The organism is Haloarcula amylolytica JCM 13557 (genome assembly GCF_000336615.1).
Taxonomy (GTDB): Archaea; Halobacteriota; Halobacteria; order Halobacteriales; family Haloarculaceae; genus Haloarcula; species Haloarcula amylolytica.
In genome coordinates this window covers 312300-337793 of the sequence record NZ_AOLW01000035.1, presented here as the reverse complement: position 1 = coordinate 337793, position 25494 = coordinate 312300, and the positions used below count along the sequence as shown (strand labels likewise).

Below are 25494 nucleotides of genomic sequence, written 5' to 3'. Positions count from 1 at the left end.
CTCCTGCAGTTCCGAAGCGGTATAGATGCTGCCCCGAAAAGCTCACCTCACGGTTCTTGCTGGACTGCGTTGGGGATCTGTGGCCACAGTATGGCTCGCTGGCGGTCTCTGCCAGCGAGACGGTCGAAAACAGGTACTTGTAGCTGGGTGGCCCGAGTCCGGACAGTAAGTAGGTCGGTTTCAGGAGTCGAGACGGTTGTGCCGCCATTTCTCCGTGTCGGGCGTCTGATTGAACGTGTAGATGTGGACGCCGCGGATGTTGTACTCGTCGTCTCCGACGTAGGGCGCGAGTCCGTCGATGAGTTCGTCGGGTTCGTAGGTCCCGCGGGAGCCGACCAGTTGCTTGACGAACCCGAGAATACCCGTCGTCTTCCTGAGGAACTTGATCGAATCACCGACACCGACCTTTTGAGAGATTTGCATCAGGCGCTGGTAGTTCATCACGCCCGGGATACCGACTTCGACCGGGAGTTCGATACCGCGAGCACGGATGTCTTCGACCCACTCTAACACGGTCTCCGGGTCGTAACAGAGCTGGGTGACGATGTACGTCGCGTACGGCGCTTTCTGTGCCATCGACTCCGCCAGCGTCTCGTCGTCGATGAAGTCGTGGCCCTCGGGATAGCCTGTGATTCCTACTTCCGCGAATGAGTACTCGGTCTCTGCGAGCGCTTCGAGCAGGTCATGCGCCGACTCGTACTCACCGGCCGGTTCCTCGCGGTCACCTCCTGGGACGAAGATGTCCGTGATGCCTGCCTGCTCCAGTCGCTCGGCGATCGCTTCGAGTTGCGCCCGGTCTTCCACATACCGGGCCGCGATGTGTGGCACGACATCGAACCCCATATCCGCGGCTTCCTCCGTCTTTTCGACGGTTTTCTCGATGCCGAGCTGGGGCGAGGTCGTGATCGCGATTGTCGCGTCGTCGGGGAGGTGGGTGATCTCCTCGTCGAAGCTCTCGAACGGCATCAGTTCGAACCGGGCGCTCGTCAGCAGCGTCCGGACACCCTGACTGTCTGAGACAGCGCGTGTTCCGAGGGCCATGAGTTGCCAGAAATAAGGCGTACCCGTACTTTTCTCTGTGGGTGGGGCATCGAACCTATTTATAAGAGATCGCTTCTGTCACGCGCTATGAGGCGCACACTGCCGGATCCGACTGGCCACAGTCCCGTAGGAGACAGCGTGGTCCGGTTCGTCTGCGAGCCGGCACAGGACGAGATCTAGCAGATTGAGTTCCTCCAGCAGATCCCGGGTCTGGCCACGGTCGAGACTCAGGCATCGCTGGACCTCGTACACCGTGTCCGAATCGACGACCGCGTTCGCGACGTCACGCAGTTGGACATCGGCTGGGAGTCCGATCCCGTCAGTGACCAGTTGCTCGTCTGGAAGTTCCCCGACCGAACTCTCGGAACCAACTGACTCGGCCGAAACGGGGTCGGCCACACTGACCTGTTCGTCCCCGGCATCGACTTCACCCTGACTCGCGGCGTTGTCAGACTGCCCTGATTTGGCCGCTTCTTCTTCGTCGTCGCTGGAGGTATTGTACGTGTTCGGGACGTGGATGTCCGCTTCTATCATGTAGCGTCGGACCGTCTCGGAGGAGACGTCCATCTGTATCTGCTCGGCGATCTCTCTGAAGTTGTCACACTCGTCGTACAGTGCTTGCAGGTAGTCGGTGTCCTCGTACGGTGGCACGGAGTCGTCGCGGACGGCGGCGAACGGGCCGGATTCAGAGTCGTTCTCGCCACCAGACTGAGGTGCCGCTGTAGCCGCGCCGTCCGACTGTGGGCTTTCCCGTGAACCGTCGTCTCCCTCACTGACAGCTTCTGAATCCGAGATAGCAGAATCAGCGAGTGAGGTACCACCGTCAGTGCCAGCCGCACTCGCTGTGCCGACTGTCCCCGCGTCGCCAGGGCTAGCCTGGTCAGGCCCACAGTCGACGCTGGCTGCCTCGTCTTGCGCTACTGTGGTATCGATTGTCAGCTCTACCGTCAGGAGCAAGCCGTCGTCAGTAACCGTCGCCGAGGCATCACCTATCGACAGTGAGATCCCAGCGGTCGACGGAAGTTCAGTGGCCGACGGTGAGAACGTGACTTCGAGGTCACCACTGTCGGTTAGATTCGCCGTCTCCGGCGTGAGACCCTTGTCAGCGCCGCCGCCGGAACGCAGCGAGATCGGCATCGCCACCGTTACATCGAGGACTGCATCACCGGTGTCGGCCGGCGATGCTTCGACGGTCTCGATGGACCGACCGCGGGATTCGTACGCATCGATGACCTCCGCGAGCGCCGTGAAAGCGGTGTGAAGTCCCATGTCATTGAGTGACTATGACACGTTATGGTGTAGAGATAGGTGTGGAATACCGAACCCATTTATAAACTTCCCCAAAACTACGGCTAGCAACACACGTCTGAAACAGTTCCCGCGGGCGGCTCCTCGGATACGTCTCGGTTATCGCGGTGTCGCGATGCCTGCGAGACGCTCTCCTTTCACGACGACAGACTCCCTGGCAAGCGAGAATATCACTCCTCGTTCTGTCGCTGAGACGACCTGTTGTTGCTCGAACGAGGAGGGTTCGTAGACAGCCCCCAGTCGCTCCCCGGCGTTGACAGCGTCACCGACGGCGATGTCCGGCCGACATTCGAACAGTCCCGATTCCGACGCGGTGACCGGCCCCGAATCGTTTCGGAGTACCGTCTGCTCGGCCCGGGGCTCCGGGTCCGCCGGGAGGACTGCCCGCTCGCGCAGGAGATTCTGTATCCCGTCGACACCAGCCGCAACCGCGTCCTGTGCTATCCGGCGACTGTTCGATAGCTCCGCCGTGATAACCGGAATTCCGGCTGCCGCAGCCGCAGCGCGGAACGTCCCGCCCGAGCCGTCGTCGCCGGCCTCCTCGGCTTCGTCGATGAGTCTGTAGGAAGTGCCAAACGCCTCGGCGAGTCGTTCGGCGGCCGGATCGCCCGCTTGGCACCTGACGTGTTCTAACATGTCTGCCGTGCCAGTGTGGAGATCGACCGCTGCGTCGGCGTCTCTCACGAGTTCCCACAGGCGAGCGGCGAACTGTTCTTGGAGGCTTCCCGAGTCGTCTCCCGGCCACACGCGGTTCAGATTCGGATTCATCACGTCGTACTCGCCGGGGGTCATGTACGACCGGTGATCGAACGCGAGCTGGTTCACGACCGGGATGACAAGTACTGTCCCGGCGATAGCCGCGTCGGTCAGGCGGTCGTGCAGTCGCCGTAACGCGGCCGGGCCGTTGAGTTCGATGCCGTGTTGCGCCGCCTGGATATACACTGTCGGTCCGGGGCCGCCGACGTACCGGTGGACAGTCACGGACACGTCTCGTCCCGATGGGAGTCTCCCGAGCCGTCGGTCAGTCGTCGTGTGCGTGACGGCGGTGTAGTCCATATCGATGCCCGGCGGCGCGCAGGCAAAAGCGCTGGGAGTAGGAGCATCGCTGGGCCACACGGAGCGGTGCTGTGATACTCCTTCGGAACAGAACCATTGACCGGTAGAGCGGCTGTCGCCGGTGTGAAAACCCCGTATCATAAAAATCACAGAGGGCTGTTAACATATAACTTGACAGTACATTAGCTTGTTGGACACTGGTCGGAGTTTCTGCCCGGAAGCGACAATCACCACAGGGGACCCAAATCTATTAACAATGGTACTCCTGTTATTCTGAAACACTACGTGATGATACAATGTCAGTTTGCAAAGGAGGTGGACCAGGCGGTAACTATATTGCCACGCCATAGCACGTTCTACTCAGAGTTATGGAGCCTACCGATAGCCTGCCGACCCAGGCCGACACCGTCATCATCGGTGCTGGAATCGTCGGCTGCAACATCGCCTACCAGCTGACAGCGCTCGGCCGAGAAGATGTGGTCGTGGTCGACCAGGGGCCGATGCCGACCACGGGTGGATCGTCGACGCACGCCCCCGGAATCATGTTTCAGACCGCGGAACCGAAGGTCCTGAGCCAGTTTGCGGACTACAGCCGGCGGCTGTATTCGGACCTCGAAGGGGCCGACGGGCAGCAGGCATACAACGAAACAGGCGGCATCGAAGTCGCGCGCAGCGAGGAGCGCATGGACTTCCTCCAGCGCCGCGTCGAGTACGCGAAGGCCTGGGGCATCGAAGACCCGCAGTTGCTCTCGCCCGAAGAAGTCACCGAGCACCTCCCGCTGGTCGATGCCGACCAGATCAAGGGCGGCTACTACTCCCCGACTGACGGGCAAGTCTCGGGCGTCGTCGCGTGTGACGCGCTGGCTCGTGAAGCGATGGACAGAGGCGCGAAGTTCGTGCCGCACACGCGCACCGAGGACGTCGAGACCGAGAACGGCTCGGTACAGGCCGTCGTCACGGAGAACGGCACTATCGAGTGTAACGAGGTCGTCGTCGCGACCAACATCTGGGCCCGCCAACTCGGCGAGAAGCTCGACGTGCACCTGCCGGTGACGCCAGTCGAGCACCAGTACACGATGACGGAATCCCTCGACGAACTGGCCGACAGTGCAGTGGACATCACCGACCACCCGCTGTTCGAGAACTACGAGAACGTCTCCGGGGAGAAGGCAAAGCGGCTCCTCGTCGGTCCGGACCGGCCGATTCTCCGCGACCAAGACAACGCGATGTACTACCGGAACCACGGGGATTCCTACGGCATCGGCTCGTACAACCACGAGCCAATCGTGCCCGATCCACAGGACCTCGGTGGCAACGACCCCGACGGCGAACAGGGGTCAGTCCACGAGTTCACCGACTACCACATGGACAATGCGACCCATCCGGACCGACCGGACAAGGCCCCCCGCCAGGCCAGCGACGAACTCCTCCCGGCGACGGCCGGCAAGGAACTCGAACACAAGTACAACGGGATGTTCGCGGAGTCGCCGAACGGACTCCCCGTGATGGGTCCCGTTCAGGAGTACGACGGCCTCTGGACGGCGGCGGCCATCTGGGTCACGCACGCCGGCGGTGCCGGTAAGGCGCTCGCCGAGTGGATGGAACACGGCGTTCCACAGCTCCCTGACGGCCCGATTGACCTCGCCCATTGCGACGTGAACCGCTTCGACGAGCACGAGGGGAGCTGGGACTTTGCCCGGGACATCGGCGGCGAGGAGTACCGCATCGTCTACAACATCATGCACCCCAAGTGGGTCTGGACCGACAAGCAGCGGGACATCCGCCGGACCCCGATGTACCACACCCACAAGAAGTACGACGCCGAACTGTGGGCCGAGGCCGGTTGGGAGGAACCACACTGGTTCGATTCCAACGCCGACCTGCTGGCGGAGTACGGTGACCAGATCCCCGACCGCGAGGGCTGGGAAGCGAAATACTGGTCCCCCATCGAAGGCGCTGAGGCGCTGAACGTTCGGGAGAACGTCGGGCTCCACGACATGACATCCTTCAACAAGATGGAGGTCATCGGGAGCGACGCCGGCGAGTTCGTCCAGTACCTCTGTACGAACGACATGGACATCGACGTGGGCGACGTGAAGTACACGCTGATGTGCAACGAGGGCGGCGGCGTCCGGGCGGACATCACGGTCACGCGAAGCGACGAGGACCGTTACCTCCTGTTGACGACGGGTCGCGAAGTCGGGAACAACCACGTCGCGTGGGTGCGCGAGCAGTCCCCCGACGACGTGGTCGTCAACGACGTGACCTCCAGCCTGGTGGCGATGGTCTGTACCGGCCCGAACGCCCGGAAGGTCCTGTCGAAGGTCACCGACGTCGACCTCTCCGACGACGCCTTCCCGTTCTTCACGAGCCAGCAGTTCTTCGTCAAGAACGTTCCCGTGACTGCACTTCGCGTCTCGTACGCGGGCGAACTCGGCTGGGAGTTCTACACGCCCTCGGAGTACGGCGAACGCCTCTGGGAGCACATCATGGAGGCCGGCGAGGAGTACGGCATCCGACCGTACGGCAACGGTGCGCTGAATTCGCTACGAATCGAGAAAGGCTTCCGCCTCTGGGGGAAGGACCTCCACACGGAGCACAACCCGTACGAGGCCGGCCTGGGTTGGGCCGTCGACCTCGAAACCGACTTCATCGGCAAGGAAGCGGTCGCGGCGGCCGCCGACGGCGACAACATCGACCACAAGGTCGCCTGTCTGACCCTCGACGACGAGGACGCCGTCGTGCTCGACAACAAGCCAGTCCTCGACGGCGACGAGACTATCGGTTACCTCCACAGCGCCGAGTACGGCTACACCGAAGGCGCTTGTGTCGCCTACACGTACCTGCCACCCGAGTACGCTGAACCCGGTACCAGCGTCGAAATCCTCTACGAGGGCGAGCGGTACGACGCGACTGTCCGCGAGGAACCGCTGGTCTGAGAGCGGTCCGGGACCCATCGCCGGTTCTATCGGGATTGTAACACGCTGTGGTTCAGTCCCGAACCGTCATTCCTTCCCGCCGACCGACGGATAGCAGATTTTCTGGTACCGGACGAAATACCGATCTCTGGGCGCTCTAACTGGCGCTTCCTTCTCAGAGCGGTTCCGGTCACCGGTGTATTTAAGATTATGACAGAAACAGTCCCAAACGAGATACATGAGCACAGAGACTCCCCCGTCTCGGGCGGATACAGTCGTTATCGGTGCCGGGGCCGTCGGGTGTAGCGTCGCGTATCACCTGACGGAACTCGGCGCGGAGGATGTCACGGTTATCGATCAGGGTCCGCTCCCGGTCACTGGCGGCTCGTCGGTACACGCCCCTGGGATTATGTTCCAGACGTCGCCGTCCAAGATACAGACGAAGACAGCCTACTACACCAGTCGGCTCCTCTCCGATGCCGGCGTCTACGACGAGGTCGGTGGCATCGAAGTAGCCCGGAGCGAGGAGCGGATGGACTTCCTCCGTCGGCGCGTCGAGTGGGCGACTGCCTACGGGCTGCCGGAACCGCAGTTGCTCTCGCCCGAGGAAGTCACCGAGCACCTTCCGATGGTCCACGAAGACGAAATCCTCGGTGGCTACTACTCACCGACTGACGGGCGCGTCGACGGAATCGGCGCGCTCCAGTGGTATATGGAACACTCTTCGGCGTCGTTCTACGGGAACACGGAGGTCACGGACATGGACGTTTCGGGGGGCGAAATCAACGCCATCGAAACCGACCAGGGCCGCATTGACTGCGAGCGCGCGGTCATTGCGACGAACAACTGGGGTTACCAGACCGGCCAACTGGCCGGGCTGGACCTGCCAATCGCGCCGGTCGAACACCAGTACGTCGTCACTGAACCGATGGACGAACTCGCCGACGCTGAGACCTCGGTGGGCGACAACACGACCGGACTAGAGGTCCCTGGGGACCGCTCTATCGCGGAGTACATGAGCGAAGGGCCACACCAGCCGGTCGGCCGCGACCAGGACCACTCGCTGTACTTCCGGACTCACGGCGACGCGCTCGGGATGGGGTCGTACAACCACGAGACGCTCTCAGTCGATCCCGAGGCGATGGGGAAGAACTCCGAGGAGCATCAGGCGTCAGTGAGAGGGTTCACGAAGGAGCACTGGGAGACGCCGACTCACCGCGGCCGGGACAAGTCCGCGAAGCAGGCCTTTGACGAACTGCTACCGGCGACGCAGGACGTGGAATACGAGGCCACTGAGAACGGTATCTTCGTCTTTACGCCCGACGGGATGCCGGCCGTCGGCGAGACGGCCCAGGTCGACGGCCTTTGGACAGGGCTGGCTATCTGGTGGACCCACTCCGGGGGCTACGGCCGCATCCTCGCCGAGTGGATGGAGAACGGCGTTCCGCGGTTGCCGTCCGGCCCGGTCGACACCGGCGGCATCCACGTCCGACGGTTCGAACCGCACGCGGGCGAGAAGGACTACTTCGTTGACCGCGGGGCCAAGCGGTACGAGCAGGTGTACAGCATCGTCGAGCCGCGGTGGCAGCCCGACGACCACCGGGGGCTCCGGACGAGTCCGTTCTACCACCAGCAAAAAGAACTCGGCGCGGAGTTCTACCAGAGCGGCGGCTGGGAGACGCCACAGTGGTACGAGTCCAACGCCGACTTGGTCGAGAAGTACGAGGACCGGATTCCAGACCAGGACGGCTGGCAGGGCATCAACCGCTCGAAGATCGAGGCCGCCGAGCATCTCCACACCCGCGACAAGGTGTCGATGTTCGACATGACGACGTTCAGTTCGATCATGGTCGAAGGCGAAGGGAGCCAGGCGTTCCTCCAGCGGGTCTGTAGCAACGACATGGACCTCGACGTCGGCCAGGTCCGCTACTCGCTGCTGTTGAACGAGGGCGGCGGCATTCTCGCGGACATAACCGTCGTCAAACTCGACGACGAGGAGTTCATGGTGACGACCGGTGGCGGGAACTCCCCCGGCATCCACGGCGGCCATCTGGAAGACGAAGCGCCCGAGAGGGTATCAGTCCACGTCGAGGAAGGCGCGAAATCCACAATCGGCCTCTGGGGGCCGAACGCGCGGCTCCTCCTCCAGCGGTGTACCGACGCGGACGTGACCAACGGTGGCTTCCCGTACTTCCGGGCCAAGCAGATGTACGTGGGCGAGGTGCCGGTCATTGCCCTCCGGGTCTCGTACGTGGGTGAACTCGGCTGGGAGCTGTGGGCCCCGACGGAGTACGGCCAGCGGCTCTGGGAGACGCTGCAGGACGCCGGAGAGGACCTCGGCCTCCGACCGATGGGCGGCGGCGCACTCAGTTCAATGCGGTTAGAGAAAGGCTACCGCCTCTGGGGGACGGATATCGACACGGACTCGAACCCCTTCGAAGCTGGACTCCCCTTCGCTGTCGACATGGATACAGACTTCATCGGCAAGGAGGCACTGGAGACGGCCCGCAGCGAGGGAATTGACAGCAAAATCACACCGCTCACGCTCGACGACTCGACAGATATCATGCTGAGTGGGCGGCCAGTGATGAAAGACGGCGAGGCAATCGGCTACGTGCAGGCCGGAAACTACGGTTACAGTCTCGACGAATCCATCGCGTACACGTACGTTCCGATCGAATACGCCGAAGCCGGCACATCGGTCCAGATCCAGTGTGAGGGCGAGACCTACGTAGCGACGGTGTGCAACGAGCCGCTGTTCGACCCAACCCGAGAGCGCATCATCAAATGACAGGACAGCGCACTGACCCACCAACTTTGACATAAGGCCCGGGACGATACGAACACATGACACAAACCGAATCGGACACCCTGCCCGTCACATACGCGGACATCGAACGAGCCCGCGAACGACTGGACGACGACACAGTCGTCAAGCAGACGCCAGTCGAACGGAGTACGTCTCTCAGTGAATTCGTCGACGCCGAGGTCCACCTGAAGATGGAACACCTCCAGTGGACAGGCTCGTTCAAGACAAGAGGCGCGTTCAACAAGATCTCACAGGACGTCGCCGATGGCGTGGAGTCGTTCGTCGCCGCCAGCGCCGGCAATCACGCACAGGGCGTCGCCCTCGCCGCGACCAAATGCGGCGCGGAGTCGACGGTTTTCATGCCGGAGAACGCGCCACAGGCCAAGATCGACGCCACGAGAGACTACGGCGGGAGCGTCGAACTGGTGGGTAACGACTTTCAGGAGACGATGTCTCACGCCAAAGCCGTCGTCGAGGAGACCGACGCCGAGTTCGTTCACGCCTACGACGACCTTGACATAATCGCTGGCCAGGGGACCCTCGGTACCGAAATGTACCATGACTGCCCGGACGTCGACACAGTTGTCGTCCCTATCGGGGGCGGTGGGCTCATCAGCGGCGTCTCGACGGCAATCAAACACCTCTCGCCGGAGACGCGCGTCGTCGGTGTCCAGGCGACTGGCGCGGAGACGGTGCACGAGAGCCTCGACAAGGGGATTCCGGTCGTGCTCGACGAGGTCGACACAATCGCCGACGGCATCGCCACCGGCGGCATCTCGGAGACGACGCTCGACATCATCGAGGCGAACGTCGACGAGGTCGTGACTGTTTCGGACACCGACATCGCACAGGCGATTCTCCTGTTGATGGAACGGGCCAAACAGGTCGTAGAAGGTGCCGGGGCCGCCTCCGTGGCCGCTGTACTGAGCGACGGACTCGACGTGTCGGGCGAAACGGTGATGCCGCTGCTCTGTGGCGGGAACCTCGATATGACACAAATGCGTGAGGTCCTCATCCACGCGCTCACGGAGCGCCAGCAGCTCCTTCAGCTTCGGGTTCGCATCGACGACCAGCCGGGTGTGATGGAGGAGATCTCGGGGGTCATCGCCCGGCAGGGAGCTAACATCCACGACGTTCGCCACGAGCGGTCCGTCGAGAACCTCGAAATCGGGGAGGCGTACCTCGTCTTTAACGTCGAGACGAGCGGTGCCGAGCATGCACAGACCATCATTACGGCGATACGCGACGCGGGCTACCCCGTCGACAACGTCGCACGGAAGGCCCAAAACGGCGCACTGTGAGCCGGAATCGGCATTCAGATCGACGGATCGACGCCACGAGCGGGGAAACCTATAACAGGTGTGTGGGGGAATTACACATGAGTCAGGCACCATGTACGACCACATACTCGTCCCGTATGACGGCAGTGACGAGGCCCAGAGAGGGGCAGAACACGGCATCGAACTCGCCGCTGCGCTCGACGCGACAGTCCATGCATTGTACGTCATCGACCTGCCGGGCACGCCGCGTGCGCTCGCGCTCAGAGATGACGAAGAGGAGATGCGCGAGGAGTATCGAAACTACGGGGAAGAGGTTCTGGCGAATCTCGGGACCGTCGCCGAAGAGCACGGCGTCGAGTACAAGACGCATTTCAAAACCGGCGCACCCAGCGAGGAAATCGTCGAGTTCGCTGAAAACGAAGACATGGACGCGATTGTCCTGGGCTCGGCGTTCCGTGGAAAGCTCGGGAACCTGCTCGGTGGGACAACGGATAAAGTGGTCCGGACGTCGAGCATTCCAGTCATCAGTCAACGGATGAGTGTCAACGACATTTGACATCAGCTACGCGTCTATCAGTCGCGTCTCACGTATGTAGATCACCAGGCTGGCGCTGAGGAAACTGAATCCTGCGAGTCGGAAGTCTCCGACTGTCATCCCGACGAGGCCGACGCCCATCAGCAGTGCTGCCACCGCGGCTGCCCCTGTTGCCAGAAGTCGTGCCATACTGATGCTAAGTGGGAGTCCGAAATAAATACGCACCCATCAGGCGGTGAGACAATCGAAGACTCGTCGACAGCCAGCAAACCTCAATGTACTAGATAGGAGAGATGTCTGCCGAGTCACAGCCGTACAGTGCTTGAGTCCGTGATATATTGGTGTCTAAGGTGAAGTTTTATTACAGTTGCATCAGTGCATAAGTATGAGACTGTGTAGCACATAAAACACGCCGACAATAGCCCTGCGGGCACGTCGTGTCCGCCCGAGCGAGTACAGTGAGACAAACAGGATGCGAATGCTGTAGACGCGCTACGCCGGGATGTCGTTACCATGACGGTGGCAACGGACCACGACAGAGGACGACCGCGACTACGACAATGAGACACCACAGACCAGTACCGCGTTCGAGAGGGGTAACGTATGGCAAACAGTGACGATCAAACCGGGGAAATGTCTGACGGGCTTCAGGTCGAGTTGTTCCATCCGGAGTCCGACCGCGAACCCGGTGATACGAACATTCAGGCGGCTGGATTCGACATCCATCCGGTGGTATTCCCGGTGGCGCTGGTGATCATTGCACTGTTCATCGCAGTGACGATACTGCTCGGTGACACCGCAGCCTCCGCGTACACATGGCTGTTCAATACCATCGGGGACACCTTCGGCTGGTTCTACCTGCTAGCGGTGAACGTGTTCATCATCACACTGCTTTACTTCGCGTTCAGCAAGTACGGCAATATCAGAATCGGCGGCGTCGAGGCCGAGAAGGAGTTCAGCGACTTCTCCTGGATGGCGATGCTGTTCAGCGCCGGCATGGGCATCGGCCTCATGTTCTTCAGCGTCTCGGAACCGCTGTACTACTTCCAGAACCCCCCGAGCTTCTTCGGGGCCGAAGCCGGAACCGGCGCGGCGGCGTCCGCCGCGATGGCGCAAACGTTCTTCCACTGGGGCTTTCACCCGTGGGCGGTGTACGGCCTGGTGGGACTCGGCCTCGCGTTCTTCTCGTTTAACCGGGGGCTCCCGCTCACCTTCCGGTCGATATTCTGGCCCCTGCTGGGCGAGCGAATTTACGGCTGGCCGGGCCACATCATCGACCTCGTGACGGTGTTCGCGACGCTGTTCGGGCTGTCAACCTCGCTGGGCCTCGGTGTCGCACAGGTCAACACGGGGCTCTCCTACGTGGGCGGTGACATGCTCGGAGCGGTGAGTATCCCCACGGGGACCTGGCCACAGGTCGCGCTCATTGCCGGCATCACGCTCATCGCGACTCTCTCGGTCGCGGCGGGTCTCGACGGCGGCGTCAAGCGGCTGAGTACGCTCAATCTCTATCTGATGTTCGCACTGCTCGGGTTCCTCGTTATCGTGGGTCCGACGGTGTACATCTTCGGGACGTGGGCAGAGGGCCTCGGCGCGTACTTCGGGAACATCCTCGCACTCGGGTTCTTCACCGGAACGCTCAACGAAGCGGCGAACGGAACAGTCACCGCATGGACCGTGTTCTACTGGGGCTGGTGGATCGCGTGGTCGCCGTTCGTCGGGATGTTCATCGCGCGCATTTCGAAGGGCCGGTCCGTTCGGGAGTTCGTCCTGGGCGTGCTGTTCCTGCCGTCGCTGTTCTCGACGCTCTGGCTGTCGGTGTTCGGCGGCAGCGCGATGTTCAACTCACTGATGGGGAACGGACAGGCGCTCGCGACCTACAACGAGGTCGGCCAGACCGTGGCGATGTTCGCCCTGCTGGAGCAGTTCCCGCTCGGCGTGGTCAGTGGACTGATCGCGACGCTGCTGGTCATCACGTTCTTCGTCACGTCGTCGGACTCGGGGTCACTGGTCATCGACCACCTGACCTCGGGCGGAAAACACGACGTCCCGCGGACGCAGCGGGTCTTCTGGGCCCTTACCGAGGGGCTTGTCGCGTCCATCCTGCTCATCGGCGGCGGGCTGACGGCGCTCCAGACGGCCGCAATCACGACAGGACTCCCGTTCGCGTTCATCCTGTGTCTGATGTGTTACACGGTGTATCTTGGCCTCGACAACGAGTACCAGATACTCGAGTCCGAAGAGTTCGCAGAGACTATCCAGGACCTCTCCGAACGGGATGATGTCGACGTCGTGACCGCCGGCGACGAAATGGTGACAGATATCTCCGACCCGGGAGACGACACGGCGACGGGTACCGACTGAAGCGCCCTCGTTTTGGCGTTTTCCGACGCGACCGGTAGTATCAGGACGCTATCGCCAACAACGGTCGAAACCGTTCACGCTACCGGCCGCCGAGTTCTGTTTCGACCGTCCGTTCAGAGTGTATCCAGAGCCGGGCGGAGCCCCCGATTCCGAACGCGGCGATGGCGAGACTGGACACGATACTGCCGGCGGGTGAAAGCAGGACCCACGAGACAGCGCTGAGAGACGCTCCAATAAGCAGCCCCAACGTCGGTTGTCGGTTGCGCAGGATATCTGTGAGGAGCGTCCCGACGACGAGAAACCCGAAGCTCGTGAGTACCAGGACGAACGCGCTACTGATGAGAATCGCGGTACGGACGAATATCCCGCCAGCGACGCTGAGACGGGCCAGCGTCGTCGCCCCGTAGAGGGCGACGATTCCGACGATCACGTACCCAGCGACCCCGTAGAGGACGGCCGTCGCCGGGCTGTCCGAAATCGCGTCGATCGACTCGTCGACGTAGTTCCGCCGCAGCCGAAGTATCAGTGCGCCGGCCACGAGCACGAGAACGAACGAAACCACTGCCCGGAGTGGTCTGGACAGCCCGGCGGCAACGCCCGGGTCCAGCTGTCCTGTAACTGATGGCCCAACGACTGCCGCCAGTCCAGCCACGGTCGGCACGGCACTGACAACTGCATCAAAACCCATGCGTCACATACCGTGGGTCACCGTGAAAACCTGTCGGCGACATCGGCGCTCTGAGCGGGATCTGCCCGGAAATTTAAGCCATCAGAATACATACCGTGTCACAGTGTCTGGATGGCTCGCAGTTCTAATCTCGAAGCTTGTCTGGGTCGGCAAGCGGGTCGCCGGACCACTCCAGCGGAGTGACGGGCCGAACAAGTTTAGGCTGTCGAGCATGGACACGGCAACGACGACGTACGACGGTGACATTGGGTGGGTGAGACGGCCGCCAGCGACGGTCGAATGTCCGCGATGCGAGTCGGAAATCTTCCAGCACAACGCGCGTGACAGCATCGACTGTCCGCGGTGTGTCGGCGAATACAGCCACGACGAGTTCGCCGACCTGCAGCTCCTGTATCTCACCTGCCCGGTCTGTCGGAGCCGGATGGAGCACGGGCAACGCCACCCCGAGCGGTTCGACATCCCCGAATGGGCGACCTGTACGGACTGTCGGTACCACTGGGAGTTCGAACACTCCTACGAACACGGTGCCGGTTGAGCCGATAGGTACATTGATCACACTACGACCGTTCGACGGGCTGTGCGTTGCTTCGGAACGGCTACGAGATCAAGCGCAGGGTGATAACCAGTTCCAACGCGCAGTGGGATGCCGCCGTCAGTAATACTTCCAGTCGTCCTCACGGCTCCCCTGTACGACGCCGTCGTCCTCCTCACTGTCCGCTTCTTCCTGCTCATCGGGCCAGCGAATGCCGTCTCCGACGAGGCTCTTGTACGCGAAGGCACCCAGACCGACGAGCATCAGCAGGAGGACGACGGTTCCAGCGACCGCAGCCACCTGCCCGACGGATTCGAGCAGGCCCGAACCGAGCTGAACCGGAAACTGTAGCATACATACTGTTCGGGCTGGACAGGTATCACTGTTGTCGAAGCTGGGACGGTCGTGACGCCGTCGCTGAGACCGTCTTGAGCACGGCGTTGTTCTCGGAGACGTCGTGGACCCTGACGGCGTCAGCCCCGCGTTCAGCGGCCAGCGCTGTCGTGGCCAGGGTCGGTGGCAGCCTGTCTGCTCCTGCCTCGCTCATGTCGGCGAACATCGACTTCCGGGAGTGCCCGACCAGCACCGGACAGCCGAGCGCGTGGAACTCGTGGAGGCGGTCGACGAGTTCGAACGATTCGGCGGCGTCCTTCCCGAACCCACAGCCGGGGTCGACGATGACCTGCTCGCGGTCGATTCCGGCTTGCTCGGCAAGCAGTATCTGTTCCGTGAGGTCTCGAAGCACGTCATCGACGACATCGTCGTAGGTCACAGTTCGGCCTGGGTCCACTGGTGCGGACAGGCTATGCATCAGGATAACGGACGCGTCGTGGTCGGCAACCACGAACCGCATCTCGGGGTCCGACAGTCCCGACACGTCGTTGACGATGTCGGCACCGGCGTCCAGCGCCGCGTCAGCGACGGCGGCCTTGCGGGTATCTACGGAGACAGTGGTGTCGAGCGAGGACACCGCCTCGATAACGGGCACCACGCGGTCGATCTCTGTTTCGACGGACACCGGGTCAGCCCCGGGACGCGTGCTCTCACCGCCGATATCGACGATGTCCGCCCCGGACTCGATCATCTGTTCCGCGTGACTGACCGCGAGGTCGCGACGGTCGTACTCGCCGCCGTCGTAGAAACTGTCCGGCGTGACGTTGAGAATACCCATCACAGCCGCCTCGTCACTGTCGAACGGCGGCGGGAACGACCTGTCAGACAGCGCGCCTTCGAGCTGCGTGGCGAGCCGACCGAGCCCCAGCCCCGCCGAAGCCAGTCGGCCAGTGAGCCGTTGAAACTGTCGCGGCGTTCCCGACAGCGTCGTGTCGACGAGCTTCTCCGGCATTCCGACAGCTGAACGAGTACAGGTGCCGCCGCAGTCCTCGAACGCCTGTTTGACGACGCCTGCCTGTTCGCGCCGCAACGTGACCGAAAGCATCTGCTGGTGGATTTCCGATTCACTTCCGGCTTTAGCAGTCTCTCCCGTCGACGCCTGCTGGAGGTTGTCCCCGGGAACGACCAGCCGGCACCAGCGGTCCCGAGCTTCGGCGACTGCGTAGAGCGACCCGGCTACGAGCACGAAGTCGTCCGCGTCGGCCGCCGCTATCGCACGTTCGGTGGCCTCGGGAACGGACTCGACCTGCTGTACCTGGGCTGCCTGGCCCTCGAACGCGGCAGCGAGCGATTCGGTGCTCGCGGCTCGGTCGACTTCCGGTCGCGCAGGGAACGCCGTCTCGACGGCCGGAAGCGTCGCAATCATCCGTTCGTACTCCTTGTCCTGCATCGCGGCGAAGACGACGTGGAGGTCATCGTACTCGTACCGTTCGATGAGTGCTGTCAGCGTCTCCATCGCGCCGGGGTTGTGGGAACCATCGAGGACCACCATCGGGTCCGTCGACCGGATCTCGAACCGCCCCGGCAGCGTCGCGGCCCGAAGCCCCTCGGATATGGTTTCGGTGTCCACGTCGATGAGTTGTCGGGCCAGTGTCGCGGCGACGCCGGCGTTCTCCGCCTGATGCTGTCCGAGCAGCTTGAGGTTCGATTCGAGGGCCCAGTCCGGCCCAGTGAGTGCGATCCGGTTCTCGACGGCCGAACGCATGCCGTTTTCGACGGCGGTGACAGCAGCCCCCTCACCACCGACAGTGATGGTATCGGTAACCCCCTGAACCGCCTCGAGGGCAGCGCCGGTGGTTCCGGTCACGAGCGGGGCGTCCCGCGGCGCGACTTGTGCTTTGTCGCGGGCGATCTCCTCGACCGTGTCGCCGAGCAGGTCGGTGTGTTCTAAACTGATGCTGGTGACGGCGCTTGCGACGGGATCGACCGCGCTCGTGGCGTCGTACCGGCCGCCGATACCGACTTCCAGTACTGCCACATCGACGTCTTCGACATCGAAATGATAGAGCGCAAGCGCGGTGAGTACCTCGAAATGCGTCGGCTTGTCGTCCTCGGCGGCCAGGCGGTCGATACATGGCTCGATCTGTTCGACGAACTCCGTCACCCGCTCTTTGGGTATCCGGCCGCCGTTGACCGTGACTTGCTCCCGAAAGCCGTTCAATCCCGGCGAAGTGAACAGGCCGACGTCCAGCCCGGCGGCCCTGAGCACGCTCTCGGTCATCTGGGCGGTGCTTCCCTTTCCGTTCGACCCGGCGATCTGCACGCTATCGAAACTGTCGTCCGGGTCCCCGAGGTGTGAGAGCATCCGCGCCGTCGTATCGGTCCCCAACTTGGGCCGACGGCGTTGTAGCGACTGCAGGTAGTCCGCCGACTCGTGGTACTCCATACCATAATTGGGCGGCGGCGGCCTGATTAATTTATCGCCGGGGGTTCTGCGTCGATAGCGCGTACCGAGGTAGAGCAGCCCCTTCGGGCCGAAACCGACGGGAAATTCTTCAATGAGGCCCGGAGACAGTGATCGAGTCGTCTCCTAGCTCCAGACTTTGCGGCCGCTGCCGTCCGGCCTGCTGTTGGGCCACGGAACCGATCTCGTAAGCCGAGAGACATGATGTGGCTTACGCGGTCTGTAACAGCGGCTCGAACACATCCTATCCCGATAGTATCAGGTTCACTAACATTATTACGACGCTGCAGGGAAGGGCTAGTCGAGATGTCTTCACAGGATGAGCAATCCGCGGCCGAAGAGACACAGGAGCCGATTCCGACGGACTACGATATCGCCCAATCGACCGACATGGAACCGATCTGGGAACTGGTCGAGCCGTGGGGACTCGGCCTCGACGACCTCCAGTACTTCGGCGAATACACCGCGAAAGTCAAACAACACGCCATCGAGCGCCTCCGTGAACAGGCCGAGGACAAGGAGCAGAACCTCGTCCTGGTAACCGGGATGACGCCGACGCCGAAAGGCGAGGGGAAGACGGTAACGACCGTCGGTCTCGGACAGACGCTCAACCACGTCGGCGAGGAAGCGATGATCGCTATCCGGGAACCGTCGCTTGGCCCAGTGTTCGGTGTCAAAGGCGGCGCGGCAGGCGGCGGCCGGTCGCAGGTCCTTCCGATGGAGGACATCAACCTCCACTTCACCGGCGACCTCCACGCGCTCACCTCCGCGCACAACCTCATCGCCGCGATGCTCGACGCGAAGATCTCGCAGGGTGACGACCTTGACATCGACATCAACAACGTCTCCTGGCCGCGCGCTATCGACATGAACGACCGCGCGCTCCGGGAGACGGTCGTGGGCCTGGGCGGGAAAACCGGCGGGACGCCGCGGGAAGACAGCTTCCTCCTTACCGCCGCTTCAGAACTGATGGCCGTGCTGTGTCTGGCAAGTGACCTGGGCGACCTCAAAGAACGAGTCAGTCGCATCATCGTTGCCTACAACGAGGACGGTGACCCGGTCACTGTCGACGACATCGAGGCGACCGGCCCAGCAACCATGCTACTCCGGGACGCGATCAAACCGAACGTCGTCCAGACCATCGAGGGGACGCCGGCGCTGGTCCACGGCGGGCCGTTCGCGAACATCGCCCACGGGACGAACTCCCTGGTCGCCGACAAGACTGCCTTCGGCATGGGCGACTACCTCGTCACCGAGGCTGGTTTCGGCTCCGACCTCGGGGCCGAGAAGTTCATGGACGTGGTCTGTCGCAAAGGCGATATGACGCCGAACGCCGTCGTGCTAGTGGCGTCGGTCCGCGCACTCAAATACCACGGACTGGACCAGTGGCCGGTCGACTACGACGAAATCGACGAAGCCGGCGTCGAAGCCGTCGAAGCGGGCTTCTCGAACCTCGACAAGCACGCGACGAACCTCCAGAAGTTCGGCGTCCCGGTCGTCGTCTCCGTCAACCGCTTCCCTGACGACACCGACGAAGAGATCCAGGCCGTGCTGGACCACTGCCGTGAGGACCTCGGCGTCAGAGCGGCCGAGTCGAACGTGTTCTCGGACGGCAGCGAGGGCGGCGTCGACCTCGCGGAGAACGTCATCGAGGCAACCGAGGAGAGCAACGAGGAGGACTTCCGGATGCTGTACGACGACGAGGACAGCATCAAGGAGAAGATCCACACTGTCGCGACCGAGATTTACGGCGCTGACGACGTGAAATACACCGGCGGCGCGCTCGACGACATCGAGCAGATGAACGACCTCGACTTCGACGACTACCCGGTCGTCATGTCCAAGACGTTCCACTCGCTGAGCGACGACGCGAGCCAGAAGGGTGCACCCGAGGGCTGGGAGCTCGAAATCAGCGAAGTGTACCCATCTGCCGGTGCGGGCTTCCTGGTCGCTCTCACGGCCGACGCGCTCACGATGCCTGGCCTGCCGGCCCGTCCAGCCGCGGCCGACATGGACATCGACGAAGACGGCAACATTTCGGGCCTGTTCTGACAATCCGGTCCTGCGTCCCAGCTTTCGCGTTTCGCCGCCTCGACTTTTATTGGACACCGCTCAGCGTTCGATGAACGGACGACGCTCACCGCTCAGCGTTCGATGAACGGACGACGCTCACCGCTCCGCGTTTGCGACCGCTTCGTCGAGCGCCGCTTCGCCGGCCGCTTCTGCCTCGTCTGCCCGCCGCTTCATGGCTGCCACGAATGATTCGTCGTCTATCATGTCGAGATTGGCCCGAACGGTCGAGACGGACGCCTGTAGCGCCGCCGCCGCGAGCAGCGCCCCGACAGCCGCGTCCGGGACGGCGACCGGCGTCCCCTTCGCAGTTACCGTGCGGGCGTGCTCGACGACGTTGAGACAGACCTCGGCTGTCTCCAGTGGCACCTCCGTCGAGCGTTTCGAGGCCGCCTGCATCCGGGCGACGTCCCCGGATTCAAAGGCTTCCCCGACCGCGTCGACCGCTGCCGCGTCCTCGTCAGCGAGGTCGAGCAGCCGTTTCCGGTTATCGGCCAGACCGTCCGCTAGAGCCGATAGCTCACCGGACTCTGTACCGGACCCGTCTGTGCCGACAGTGTGGATACAGACCATCCCACAGAGCGCCGCGCCCATCGCGCCGCCGACGGCCGCGACCGCACCGCCGCTCGGAGTCACCTGGCCCGACGCGACATCAGCAAGGAACTCGCCGATTGGCTGGTCCGCGAAGGTCATCTGTCGGACTCAATTCCGGTCGTCTCTGGTGATTGACTGTCCATACGGCGGCACTCTCGGCCCACTCGCCTAATGATTTCCCTGGAGGTATTCGGTCCGTGTGGGCCATCCCGTCACAAAGGCTATGACTGGACTGTGTCAAGACGATATATGGCGTCTCCGTACGAAATCGTCCAGCCAGCGACGGTGCCGACGGAACAGTTCAATACCTGCGATACAGAGGTCCGGAAGCTCACGGACCCGCTCGGCTGTGAGGAGATGCGGGTGAATCAGGTCATCGTCGAACCGGACTCCGTGACGACGCCGCATACACACGACGGCCAAGAAGAGGTGTTCGTCGCAACGACCGGTGGCCAGATATCCGTCGAGGGTGACGTTCACGAGGTACCCGAGGGCGGGGTCGTCCGCGTCCATCCGGACACGGTCCGGAACCTCTGTAACCACACCGATGAAACACACGTCTGGCTCGCCTTCGGTGCGCCGCCGGTGGGAACTGTCGACAACTTCGGGGACTACGTTGTCGAGAAGTGAGACGAGTCGGCCAGTGTCCTTCTCCGTGCAACCTGAAGACCGGTCGTCTCAGCGCTCGTCAGCCAGCGCGTCGTTCAGTTCCGGCACGACCTCGTGGAGGTCGCCGACGACGGCGTAGTCGGCCTTCTGCATGATGGCCGCCTCGGGATCGGTGTTAATTGCCAGGATGTTGTCCGCACCCTTACAGCCAACCATGTGCTGCACTGCGCCGCTGATGCCACAGGCGACGTAGAGGTCCGGGCTGATCTTCGTGCCCGTCTGTCCGATCTGGTCGTCGTGTGGTCGCCAACCCTCGTTGACGGCGGCCCGTGACGCGCCGACGGTTCCGCTGAGGCTATCGGCCAGCGTCTCCAGTTTGTCGTAGTCCTCCGGATCGCCGACGCCGCGCCCGCCGCCGACCACGACGCGTGCCTCACCGAGCGACACACCGGTCTCGTCGGACTCCTCGACGCGGTCGACGGTGACCCGGAACGCGCTCTCGTCGAGCGACGGCTCGAACGGCTGGACGGACGTGTCAGTGGGTTCAGCCGCCGTCTCCGGCGAAAACTCGTGTTCCGCCACAGTCACCAGTTTCGTGTCACTATCAAGGCATGCGTGTTCGACGAGGCTACCACCCCATCGCTGGCGCGACAGTTCGTACACGTCGCCGGCCTCGACGTCGAGACAGTTGGCCGCCATCGGCAGGTCGCGCCTGGCACCGACGTGGGCCAGCACCTCCTGTCCGCGGTCAGTCCCCGGGGCGACGACTGCTTCCGGGTCTGTGGCGTCGAGCAACTGCGCGATACTCTCCGCCCAGGCCTCGGGTGCGTACGTGTCAAGCCGCTCGTCACCGACGTGGTGGAGCGTCTCTACGCCGTAGTCGCCGATTTTCTCCCCGAGCGCCGCCGATTCTGCGCCGAACGCGACGGCTTCGAGCGCCGCGTCGGTCGCCGTCGCCAGTTCACGGGCCAGCGTGAGCGCCTCTAGCGAGGTTTCTTCGGGCCTCCCGCCCGCGTGTTCGACGAGGCTCAGTATCACGGTCAGATCACCTCCAGATCATCGCGGAGCAGGTCGACGACTGCGGGTACGGCGTCCGGTCCCTCGCCGAGCACCTCGGCCGCGCCCTCCGTGCTCTCCGGCGCTTCCAACCGGACTTTCTCGATACCCCCGTCGAACTCGCCGGCGACCGGGTCCTGCCGCCCGATTGACTGTTTGCGCGCCTGCATCTTGGCGCGCATCGAAGCGTAGCGGGGCTGGTTGAGCCCTTCTTTGACGCCGACGGCCGCCGGGAGGTCGAGTTCATACACCTCGGTTCCGCCGGTCACGTCGCGCTCGGCGACGGCTATCCCGTCCTCAATCGTCAGATCTGACACGCCCGCGACGAACGGCATGTCTAGCCGCTCGGCGACGCGGACGCCGACCTGGTGGTTCGCCACGTCGGCTGATTCGTTGCCGAACAGGAGGAGGTCGAACTCGGGGTCGGTCCCGGAGTCGGCGCTGAGGGCGTCCGCGAGCGCGGCCGCCGTTTCGCGAGGCCGCCACTCCTCCCCGTCGGTTTCCAGCAGCGTCGCCTCGTCGGCCGTCATCGCGAGCCCGGTCCGGAGCTGTTCGTCGGCGTCCACCGATCCGAGCGACATCACGGTGGCCGTCCCGTCGTGGTCGTCGGCCACCTGAATCGCTTCCTCGACGGCGCACTCCTCGTGGGGCGATATCGTGAACCCAAGATGGCTCGTGTCTATCTCCTGTTCGTCGTCGGTCAGTGTGAGTTTCGCGCCGGTGTCCGGCACGCGCTTGATGCAGGCTACGGTGTCCATGTCGTGTCTCCGTCGTTCGATTGCGGTCGGTTCACTGGCTGTGCTAGCTCCTGATGCGCTCGTTCTCCGGGTCGAACAGCGGCCGGCTCCCGACGACTTCGACCGTCACCGGGTACTGCTGGCCCATGTACTCGACCTGGAGGCTCTGGCCTTCCTCAGCGAAGGACTGCGGGAGATACGCCATGAGGAGGTGTTTTCCGACGCTCGGACCGGTCCCGGCGCTGGTCACGTACGAGCGCCGGCCCTCGTCGTCGACCAGAACGTCCCCGTTCATGTCGAGGACCGGCTCGTTGCCCAGCATGAAGCGGCGCTCGCCGCCCTCCGGGGCGTGGTCGTCGACGGACAGCGTACACAGCGTGGCCGCGTTCTCCTCGTCGATGGCTTCGGCGTAGGCTTCCTTTCCGATGAAATCGGCGTCCTTGACGCCGTGGAACGTCAGCCCGGCCTCCGCGGGGTTGTAGTCCAGTTCCAGTTCGTGGCCGAACAGTCGGTACCCCTTCTCCAGGCGACCGGTCGTCCCGTAGACACCCATGCCGGCCGGTCGGACGTCGTGGTCCTGCCCGGCCTCCCAGAGCACGTCCCAGAGCCGGCGGCCCTGGCCCATCGGGGCGTAGATCTCCCAGCCCTGCTCGCCGATGTAGGAGAGCCGCATCGCCCACGCCTCTACTTCACCGACTGTGAGCTCCTGTGCCGTGTATGGCTCGAAGGCGTCGTGAGACATGTCCTCCTCTGTGACACTGGCCACCAGGTCGCGGGCGTTCGGCCCCCAGACGCCCAGCGTACACAGCGACTCGGACTGGTCGATGAGGGTCACGTCGGCACCGTCCGGGATGTGGTCGCCGAACCAGGCCCGGTCGGCCCCGCCCGCCGCGCCGCCGGTGACGACCCGGTAGTGGTCGGGACCGAGGCGGGCGATGGTCAGGTCCGAGACGAAGCCGCCGTTCTCGGCGAGTATCGGCGTGTACACGGTCTTGCCCACGTCAACGTCGACGCGGCCCACAGCCATCCGTTCGAGGTAGTCGACGACGTCCGACCCGCGGAAGTCGAAGATGCTGAAGCCCATGTCACCGATCATGGAGACGTGCTCGCGGGTGTGGAGATGCTCTGCGAGGATGATCGGCGACCACCACCGCGAGTCCCACTCGTTCGGCCGCTGGAACTCGGCGAGTTCTTCCTCGTACCGGTCCAGCAGGTCGCCGTTCGACTCGTACCACTGCGGCCGTTCCCAGCCCGCCGCCTCGAAGAACTCCGCGTGGAAGTTGGCCTGTTTCTCGTGGAACGGGCTCGTCCGGAGTTCCCGCGCCGACTGGTACTGTTCGGCCGGGTGGACGATGTCGTAGATTTTCTGGAACCCTTCGCTGGCCCGGTCTTTGACGAACGAGCGGGAGGTCCCGTACTCGTAGAACCGGTTCACGTCGGCTCCGTGAAGGTCGATGTCCGACCAGCCACGCGTCATCCACTGGGCGACCGCCTCGCCGATGGCCGGGGCCTCCTTGATCCAGACCGCGGCACACGACCAGAGCCCGTCGACGTCCTGCAGTGGGCCCAGAAGCGGTGCACCGTCTGGCGTCTGCGAAAGTAGGCCGTCGATTTCGTGGCGGATGCCGGCCTCGGGGTCGTCGAGGAGTTCCGGGACGATCTCCAGCGCATCGGCCATCGACTGCTCGAAGGCGTCGTCGGTCAGCGGCGGCTGGGTCGGCGAGAGCGGCGCTTCGTCGATGGACGGGATGTCCTCGACGTCCCACAGTATCGGCCGGTGCTGATACGACCCCACTTCGAGGTCGTTCCCGTGCTGGCGCTCGTACATCTGCGTGTCCATGTCGCGGACGACCGGGAACGAGATTTCGCCCTCGTAATCCTCGAAGAATGAAATCGGGCCGACGCTGACCATCTGGTGGACTGCCGGTGTAAGCGGAATCTCGACGCCGGCCATCTCGGCGATTTTCGGGCTCCACAGTCCGGCCGCGATGACCACCTCGTCGGCCGTGACGGTCCCGCGGTCGGTCTCGACCGCCTGTATCGACCCGTCTTTGACGTGAAGGTCGAGCACTTCGGTGTTGGGCGAGACGTGTAGCCCGCCGTCGGTGTACTCGTCTGCCCGCGCTCGCATCACTTCGCCGGCCCGGAGCGGATCACAGGTGCCCGCACCGGTGCTGTAGAACCCCGCTTTGATGAGGTCAGTGTTGACGTAGGGTACGAGCGCTTCGACTTCCTCGGGGGTCAACAGCTCCGCCGGTTCCCCCCACGCCTTCGCTGACTGGACGCGCCGTTTCAGCTCCTCGATCCGTTCCTCGGTGCGTGCCACCTCGATACCGCCGCTGTTGGTGAACGTGTCCATGTCCTTGTACTGCTCGATGCTCCGTCGGGTGAGGTGGGTCATCTCCTTCGAGTGTTCCACCGGCATCAGGAAGTTCGAGGCGTGACCGGTCGACCCACCGGGGTCGGGCAACGGCCCCTTGTCCAGAATCGCGATGTCTTCTCGCCCCATCCGGGCGAGATGGTACGCGAGACTGTTTCCGACGATACCGCCACCGATGATTACTGTCTTCGCCGCTGACGGCAGCGAGTTCGAACTCATCGCGGTCTCACCCGTATGCTGGCGGACCGAACTGTACTCTCGCTGCTCGTGGTGATAGCTCTCAACATCATCCGTTTTGAGCGTGGCCCCTCTCGGGAAAGAAGCAGGGACCACAGTTCTGCGGCGATTTATATACGGCTGGGACGCAGAACGCCGGGAATCATTCGTTGTTCAGGGTGTCAGCAGCTACAAACCCCCTGTTTCTGTTCGGTAGTCGCGTCGACAGGGCCACGCTCACGTTTCAGAGTCGGAGGGACGGGCAGAATACTCATTCTATCAAAAAACCAATGGTATGAGTTTTGTGCCGTCCGTTGGAATGGTTTCGACGCGCTCTCTGGTCGTCGTCTCGGTCTCCGGACCGAAGGCACGCATGACCGGTTTCGACCCGGCCTGAGAGTCCTCCGTCAGTTGGGTCACAGTATCGTATTGGTGTGCAGGATCCTGTTCACGGGAATCCATTGCAGCCAAACGGGATGACGTGACGTACCACGCATCTCTCCT

General features: G+C 63.1%; 19 protein-coding genes. 8 read left to right on the top strand and 11 right to left on the bottom strand.

Annotated elements, in window-relative coordinates; translation table 11 throughout:
- Window positions 1-180 precede the first annotated feature (180 nt).
- The 3 genes from C442_RS15430 to C442_RS15420 all read right to left on the bottom strand — a co-directional run bounded on the left by C442_RS15430 (window position 181) and on the right by C442_RS15420 (window position 3405).
- Window positions 181-1041 carry a methylenetetrahydrofolate reductase gene (locus C442_RS15430; protein WP_008312026.1) on the bottom strand — a complete coding sequence of 287 codons (861 nt, stop codon included), beginning with the start codon at window positions 1039-1041 and terminating at the stop codon, window positions 181-183.
- A gap of 78 nt (window positions 1042-1119) precedes the next feature.
- A complete protein-coding gene (locus tag C442_RS15425; protein ID WP_008312024.1) occupies window positions 1120-2310 on the bottom strand; it encodes a hypothetical protein in 1191 nt (396 codons plus the stop codon).
- A gap of 138 nt (window positions 2311-2448) precedes the next feature.
- A complete protein-coding gene (locus C442_RS15420; RefSeq protein WP_008312022.1) occupies window positions 2449-3405 on the bottom strand; it encodes a succinylglutamate desuccinylase/aspartoacylase family protein in 957 nt (318 codons plus the stop codon).
- 368 nt (window positions 3406-3773) lie between these two features.
- Between C442_RS15420 and C442_RS15415 the strand changes: the two genes are divergently transcribed.
- The 4 genes from C442_RS15415 to C442_RS15400 all read left to right on the top strand — a co-directional run bounded on the left by C442_RS15415 (window position 3774) and on the right by C442_RS15400 (window position 10968).
- A complete protein-coding gene (locus C442_RS15415; RefSeq protein ID WP_008312020.1) occupies window positions 3774-6344 on the top strand; it encodes a GcvT family protein in 2571 nt (856 codons plus the stop codon).
- Between the two features lie 217 nt (window positions 6345-6561).
- Window positions 6562-9114 (top strand): GcvT family protein, encoded by a 2553-nt coding sequence (locus tag C442_RS15410; protein ID WP_008312018.1) that lies wholly within the window; start codon window positions 6562-6564, stop codon window positions 9112-9114.
- A 56-nt stretch (window positions 9115-9170) separates the two neighbouring features.
- A complete protein-coding gene (gene ilvA, locus C442_RS15405; RefSeq protein WP_008312016.1) occupies window positions 9171-10433 on the top strand; it encodes a threonine ammonia-lyase in 1263 nt (420 codons plus the stop codon).
- Between the two features lie 91 nt (window positions 10434-10524).
- A complete protein-coding gene (locus C442_RS15400; protein WP_008312014.1) occupies window positions 10525-10968 on the top strand; it encodes a universal stress protein in 444 nt (147 codons plus the stop codon).
- 6 nt (window positions 10969-10974) lie between these two features.
- Here C442_RS15400 and C442_RS22265 read toward each other — a convergent pair whose 3' ends face one another.
- Complete coding sequence (locus C442_RS22265) at window positions 10975-11136, bottom strand: hypothetical protein (RefSeq protein WP_005533017.1); 162 nt, start codon at window positions 11134-11136, stop codon at window positions 10975-10977.
- A 414-nt stretch (window positions 11137-11550) separates the two neighbouring features.
- On the opposite strand from C442_RS22265, the gene C442_RS15395 reads away from it, so the two are divergent.
- Complete coding sequence (locus tag C442_RS15395) at window positions 11551-13311, top strand: BCCT family transporter (protein WP_008312011.1); 1761 nt, start codon at window positions 11551-11553, stop codon at window positions 13309-13311.
- Window positions 13312-13390: 79 nt separating this feature from the next.
- On the opposite strand, the gene C442_RS15390 is transcribed toward C442_RS15395, so the two are convergent.
- Entirely contained in the window at window positions 13391-13999 is a 609-nt protein-coding gene (locus C442_RS15390) for a hypothetical protein (protein ID WP_049943031.1), read from the bottom strand.
- A 103-nt stretch (window positions 14000-14102) separates the two neighbouring features.
- Here C442_RS15390 and C442_RS15385 point away from each other — a divergent pair, with 103 nt between their 5' ends.
- Window positions 14103-14534 carry a hypothetical protein gene (locus C442_RS15385; RefSeq protein WP_239642316.1) on the top strand — a complete coding sequence of 144 codons (432 nt, stop codon included), beginning with the start codon at window positions 14103-14105 and terminating at the stop codon, window positions 14532-14534.
- Between the two features lie 117 nt (window positions 14535-14651).
- Here C442_RS15385 and C442_RS15380 read toward each other — a convergent pair whose 3' ends face one another.
- Window positions 14652-14885: a hypothetical protein gene (locus C442_RS15380; protein WP_008312006.1), complete on the bottom strand. Its 234-nt coding sequence runs from the start codon at window positions 14883-14885 to the stop codon at window positions 14652-14654.
- A 25-nt stretch (window positions 14886-14910) separates the two neighbouring features.
- Complete coding sequence (folP, locus tag C442_RS15375) at window positions 14911-17310, bottom strand: dihydropteroate synthase (RefSeq protein ID WP_008312005.1); 2400 nt, start codon at window positions 17308-17310, stop codon at window positions 14911-14913.
- Between the two features lie 324 nt (window positions 17311-17634).
- Between folP and C442_RS15370 the strand changes: the two genes are divergently transcribed.
- A complete protein-coding gene (locus tag C442_RS15370) occupies window positions 17635-19380 on the top strand; it encodes a formate--tetrahydrofolate ligase (RefSeq protein WP_008312004.1) in 1746 nt (581 codons plus the stop codon).
- 117 nt (window positions 19381-19497) lie between these two features.
- Here the strand turns inward: C442_RS15370 and C442_RS15365 are convergent, their stop codons facing one another.
- A complete protein-coding gene (locus C442_RS15365) occupies window positions 19498-20091 on the bottom strand; it encodes a cyclodeaminase/cyclohydrolase family protein (RefSeq protein WP_008312003.1) in 594 nt (197 codons plus the stop codon).
- Between the two features lie 150 nt (window positions 20092-20241).
- On the opposite strand from C442_RS15365, the gene C442_RS15360 reads away from it, so the two are divergent.
- Window positions 20242-20622, top strand: a complete 381-nt coding sequence (locus tag C442_RS15360) for a cupin domain-containing protein (protein ID WP_008312002.1) — start codon at window positions 20242-20244, stop codon at window positions 20620-20622.
- 48 nt (window positions 20623-20670) lie between these two features.
- Here the strand turns inward: C442_RS15360 and C442_RS15355 are convergent, their stop codons facing one another.
- From C442_RS15355 to C442_RS15345, 3 genes are read right to left on the bottom strand one after another with little or no spacing between them, the layout of a single operon-like run.
- The gene (locus C442_RS15355) at window positions 20671-21639 is read right to left on the bottom strand and encodes an electron transfer flavoprotein subunit alpha/FixB family protein (protein WP_008312001.1); all 969 of its coding nucleotides are present in this window, start codon (window positions 21637-21639) and stop codon (window positions 20671-20673) included.
- A gap of 2 nt (window positions 21640-21641) precedes the next feature.
- Window positions 21642-22415, bottom strand: coding sequence for an electron transfer flavoprotein subunit beta/FixA family protein (locus C442_RS15350; protein WP_008312000.1), 774 nt, complete (start codon window positions 22413-22415; stop codon window positions 21642-21644).
- A 43-nt stretch (window positions 22416-22458) separates the two neighbouring features.
- Window positions 22459-24993, bottom strand: a complete 2535-nt coding sequence (locus C442_RS15345; RefSeq protein WP_008311998.1) for a GcvT family protein — start codon at window positions 24991-24993, stop codon at window positions 22459-22461.
- Window positions 24994-25494: the final 501 nt, after the last annotated feature.

Excerpts from the sequence above, each read along its gene's own strand:
- C442_RS22265 (WP_005533017.1), bottom strand. The coding sequence starts at position 11,136 with ATGGCACGACTTCTGGCAACAGGGGCAGCCGCGGTGGCAGCACTGCTG.
- C442_RS15390 (WP_049943031.1), bottom strand. The coding sequence starts at position 13,999 with ATGGGTTTTGATGCAGTTGTCAGTGCCGTGCCGACCGTGGCTGGACTG.
- C442_RS15395 (WP_008312011.1), top strand. The coding sequence starts at position 11,551 with ATGGCAAACAGTGACGATCAAACCGGGGAAATGTCTGACGGGCTTCAG.
- C442_RS15425 (WP_008312024.1), bottom strand. The coding sequence starts at position 2,310 with ATGGGACTTCACACCGCTTTCACGGCGCTCGCGGAGGTCATCGATGCG.
- C442_RS15415 (WP_008312020.1), top strand. The coding sequence starts at position 3,774 with ATGGAGCCTACCGATAGCCTGCCGACCCAGGCCGACACCGTCATCATC.
- ilvA (WP_008312016.1), top strand. The coding sequence starts at position 9,171 with ATGACACAAACCGAATCGGACACCCTGCCCGTCACATACGCGGACATC.
- folP (WP_008312005.1), bottom strand. The coding sequence starts at position 17,310 with ATGGAGTACCACGAGTCGGCGGACTACCTGCAGTCGCTACAACGCCGT.
- C442_RS15370 (WP_008312004.1), top strand. The coding sequence starts at position 17,635 with ATGTCTTCACAGGATGAGCAATCCGCGGCCGAAGAGACACAGGAGCCG.
- C442_RS15380 (WP_008312006.1), bottom strand. The coding sequence starts at position 14,885 with ATGCTACAGTTTCCGGTTCAGCTCGGTTCGGGCCTGCTCGAATCCGTC.
- C442_RS15420 (WP_008312022.1), bottom strand. The coding sequence starts at position 3,405 with ATGGACTACACCGCCGTCACGCACACGACGACTGACCGACGGCTCGGG.
- C442_RS15430 (WP_008312026.1), bottom strand. The coding sequence starts at position 1,041 with ATGGCCCTCGGAACACGCGCTGTCTCAGACAGTCAGGGTGTCCGGACG.
- C442_RS15345 (WP_008311998.1), bottom strand. The coding sequence starts at position 24,993 with ATGAGTTCGAACTCGCTGCCGTCAGCGGCGAAGACAGTAATCATCGGT.
- C442_RS15400 (WP_008312014.1), top strand. The coding sequence starts at position 10,525 with ATGTACGACCACATACTCGTCCCGTATGACGGCAGTGACGAGGCCCAG.
- C442_RS15360 (WP_008312002.1), top strand. The coding sequence starts at position 20,242 with ATGGCGTCTCCGTACGAAATCGTCCAGCCAGCGACGGTGCCGACGGAA.
- C442_RS15350 (WP_008312000.1), bottom strand. The coding sequence starts at position 22,415 with ATGGACACCGTAGCCTGCATCAAGCGCGTGCCGGACACCGGCGCGAAA.
- C442_RS15410 (WP_008312018.1), top strand. The coding sequence starts at position 6,562 with ATGAGCACAGAGACTCCCCCGTCTCGGGCGGATACAGTCGTTATCGGT.
- C442_RS15365 (WP_008312003.1), bottom strand. The coding sequence starts at position 20,091 with ATGACCTTCGCGGACCAGCCAATCGGCGAGTTCCTTGCTGATGTCGCG.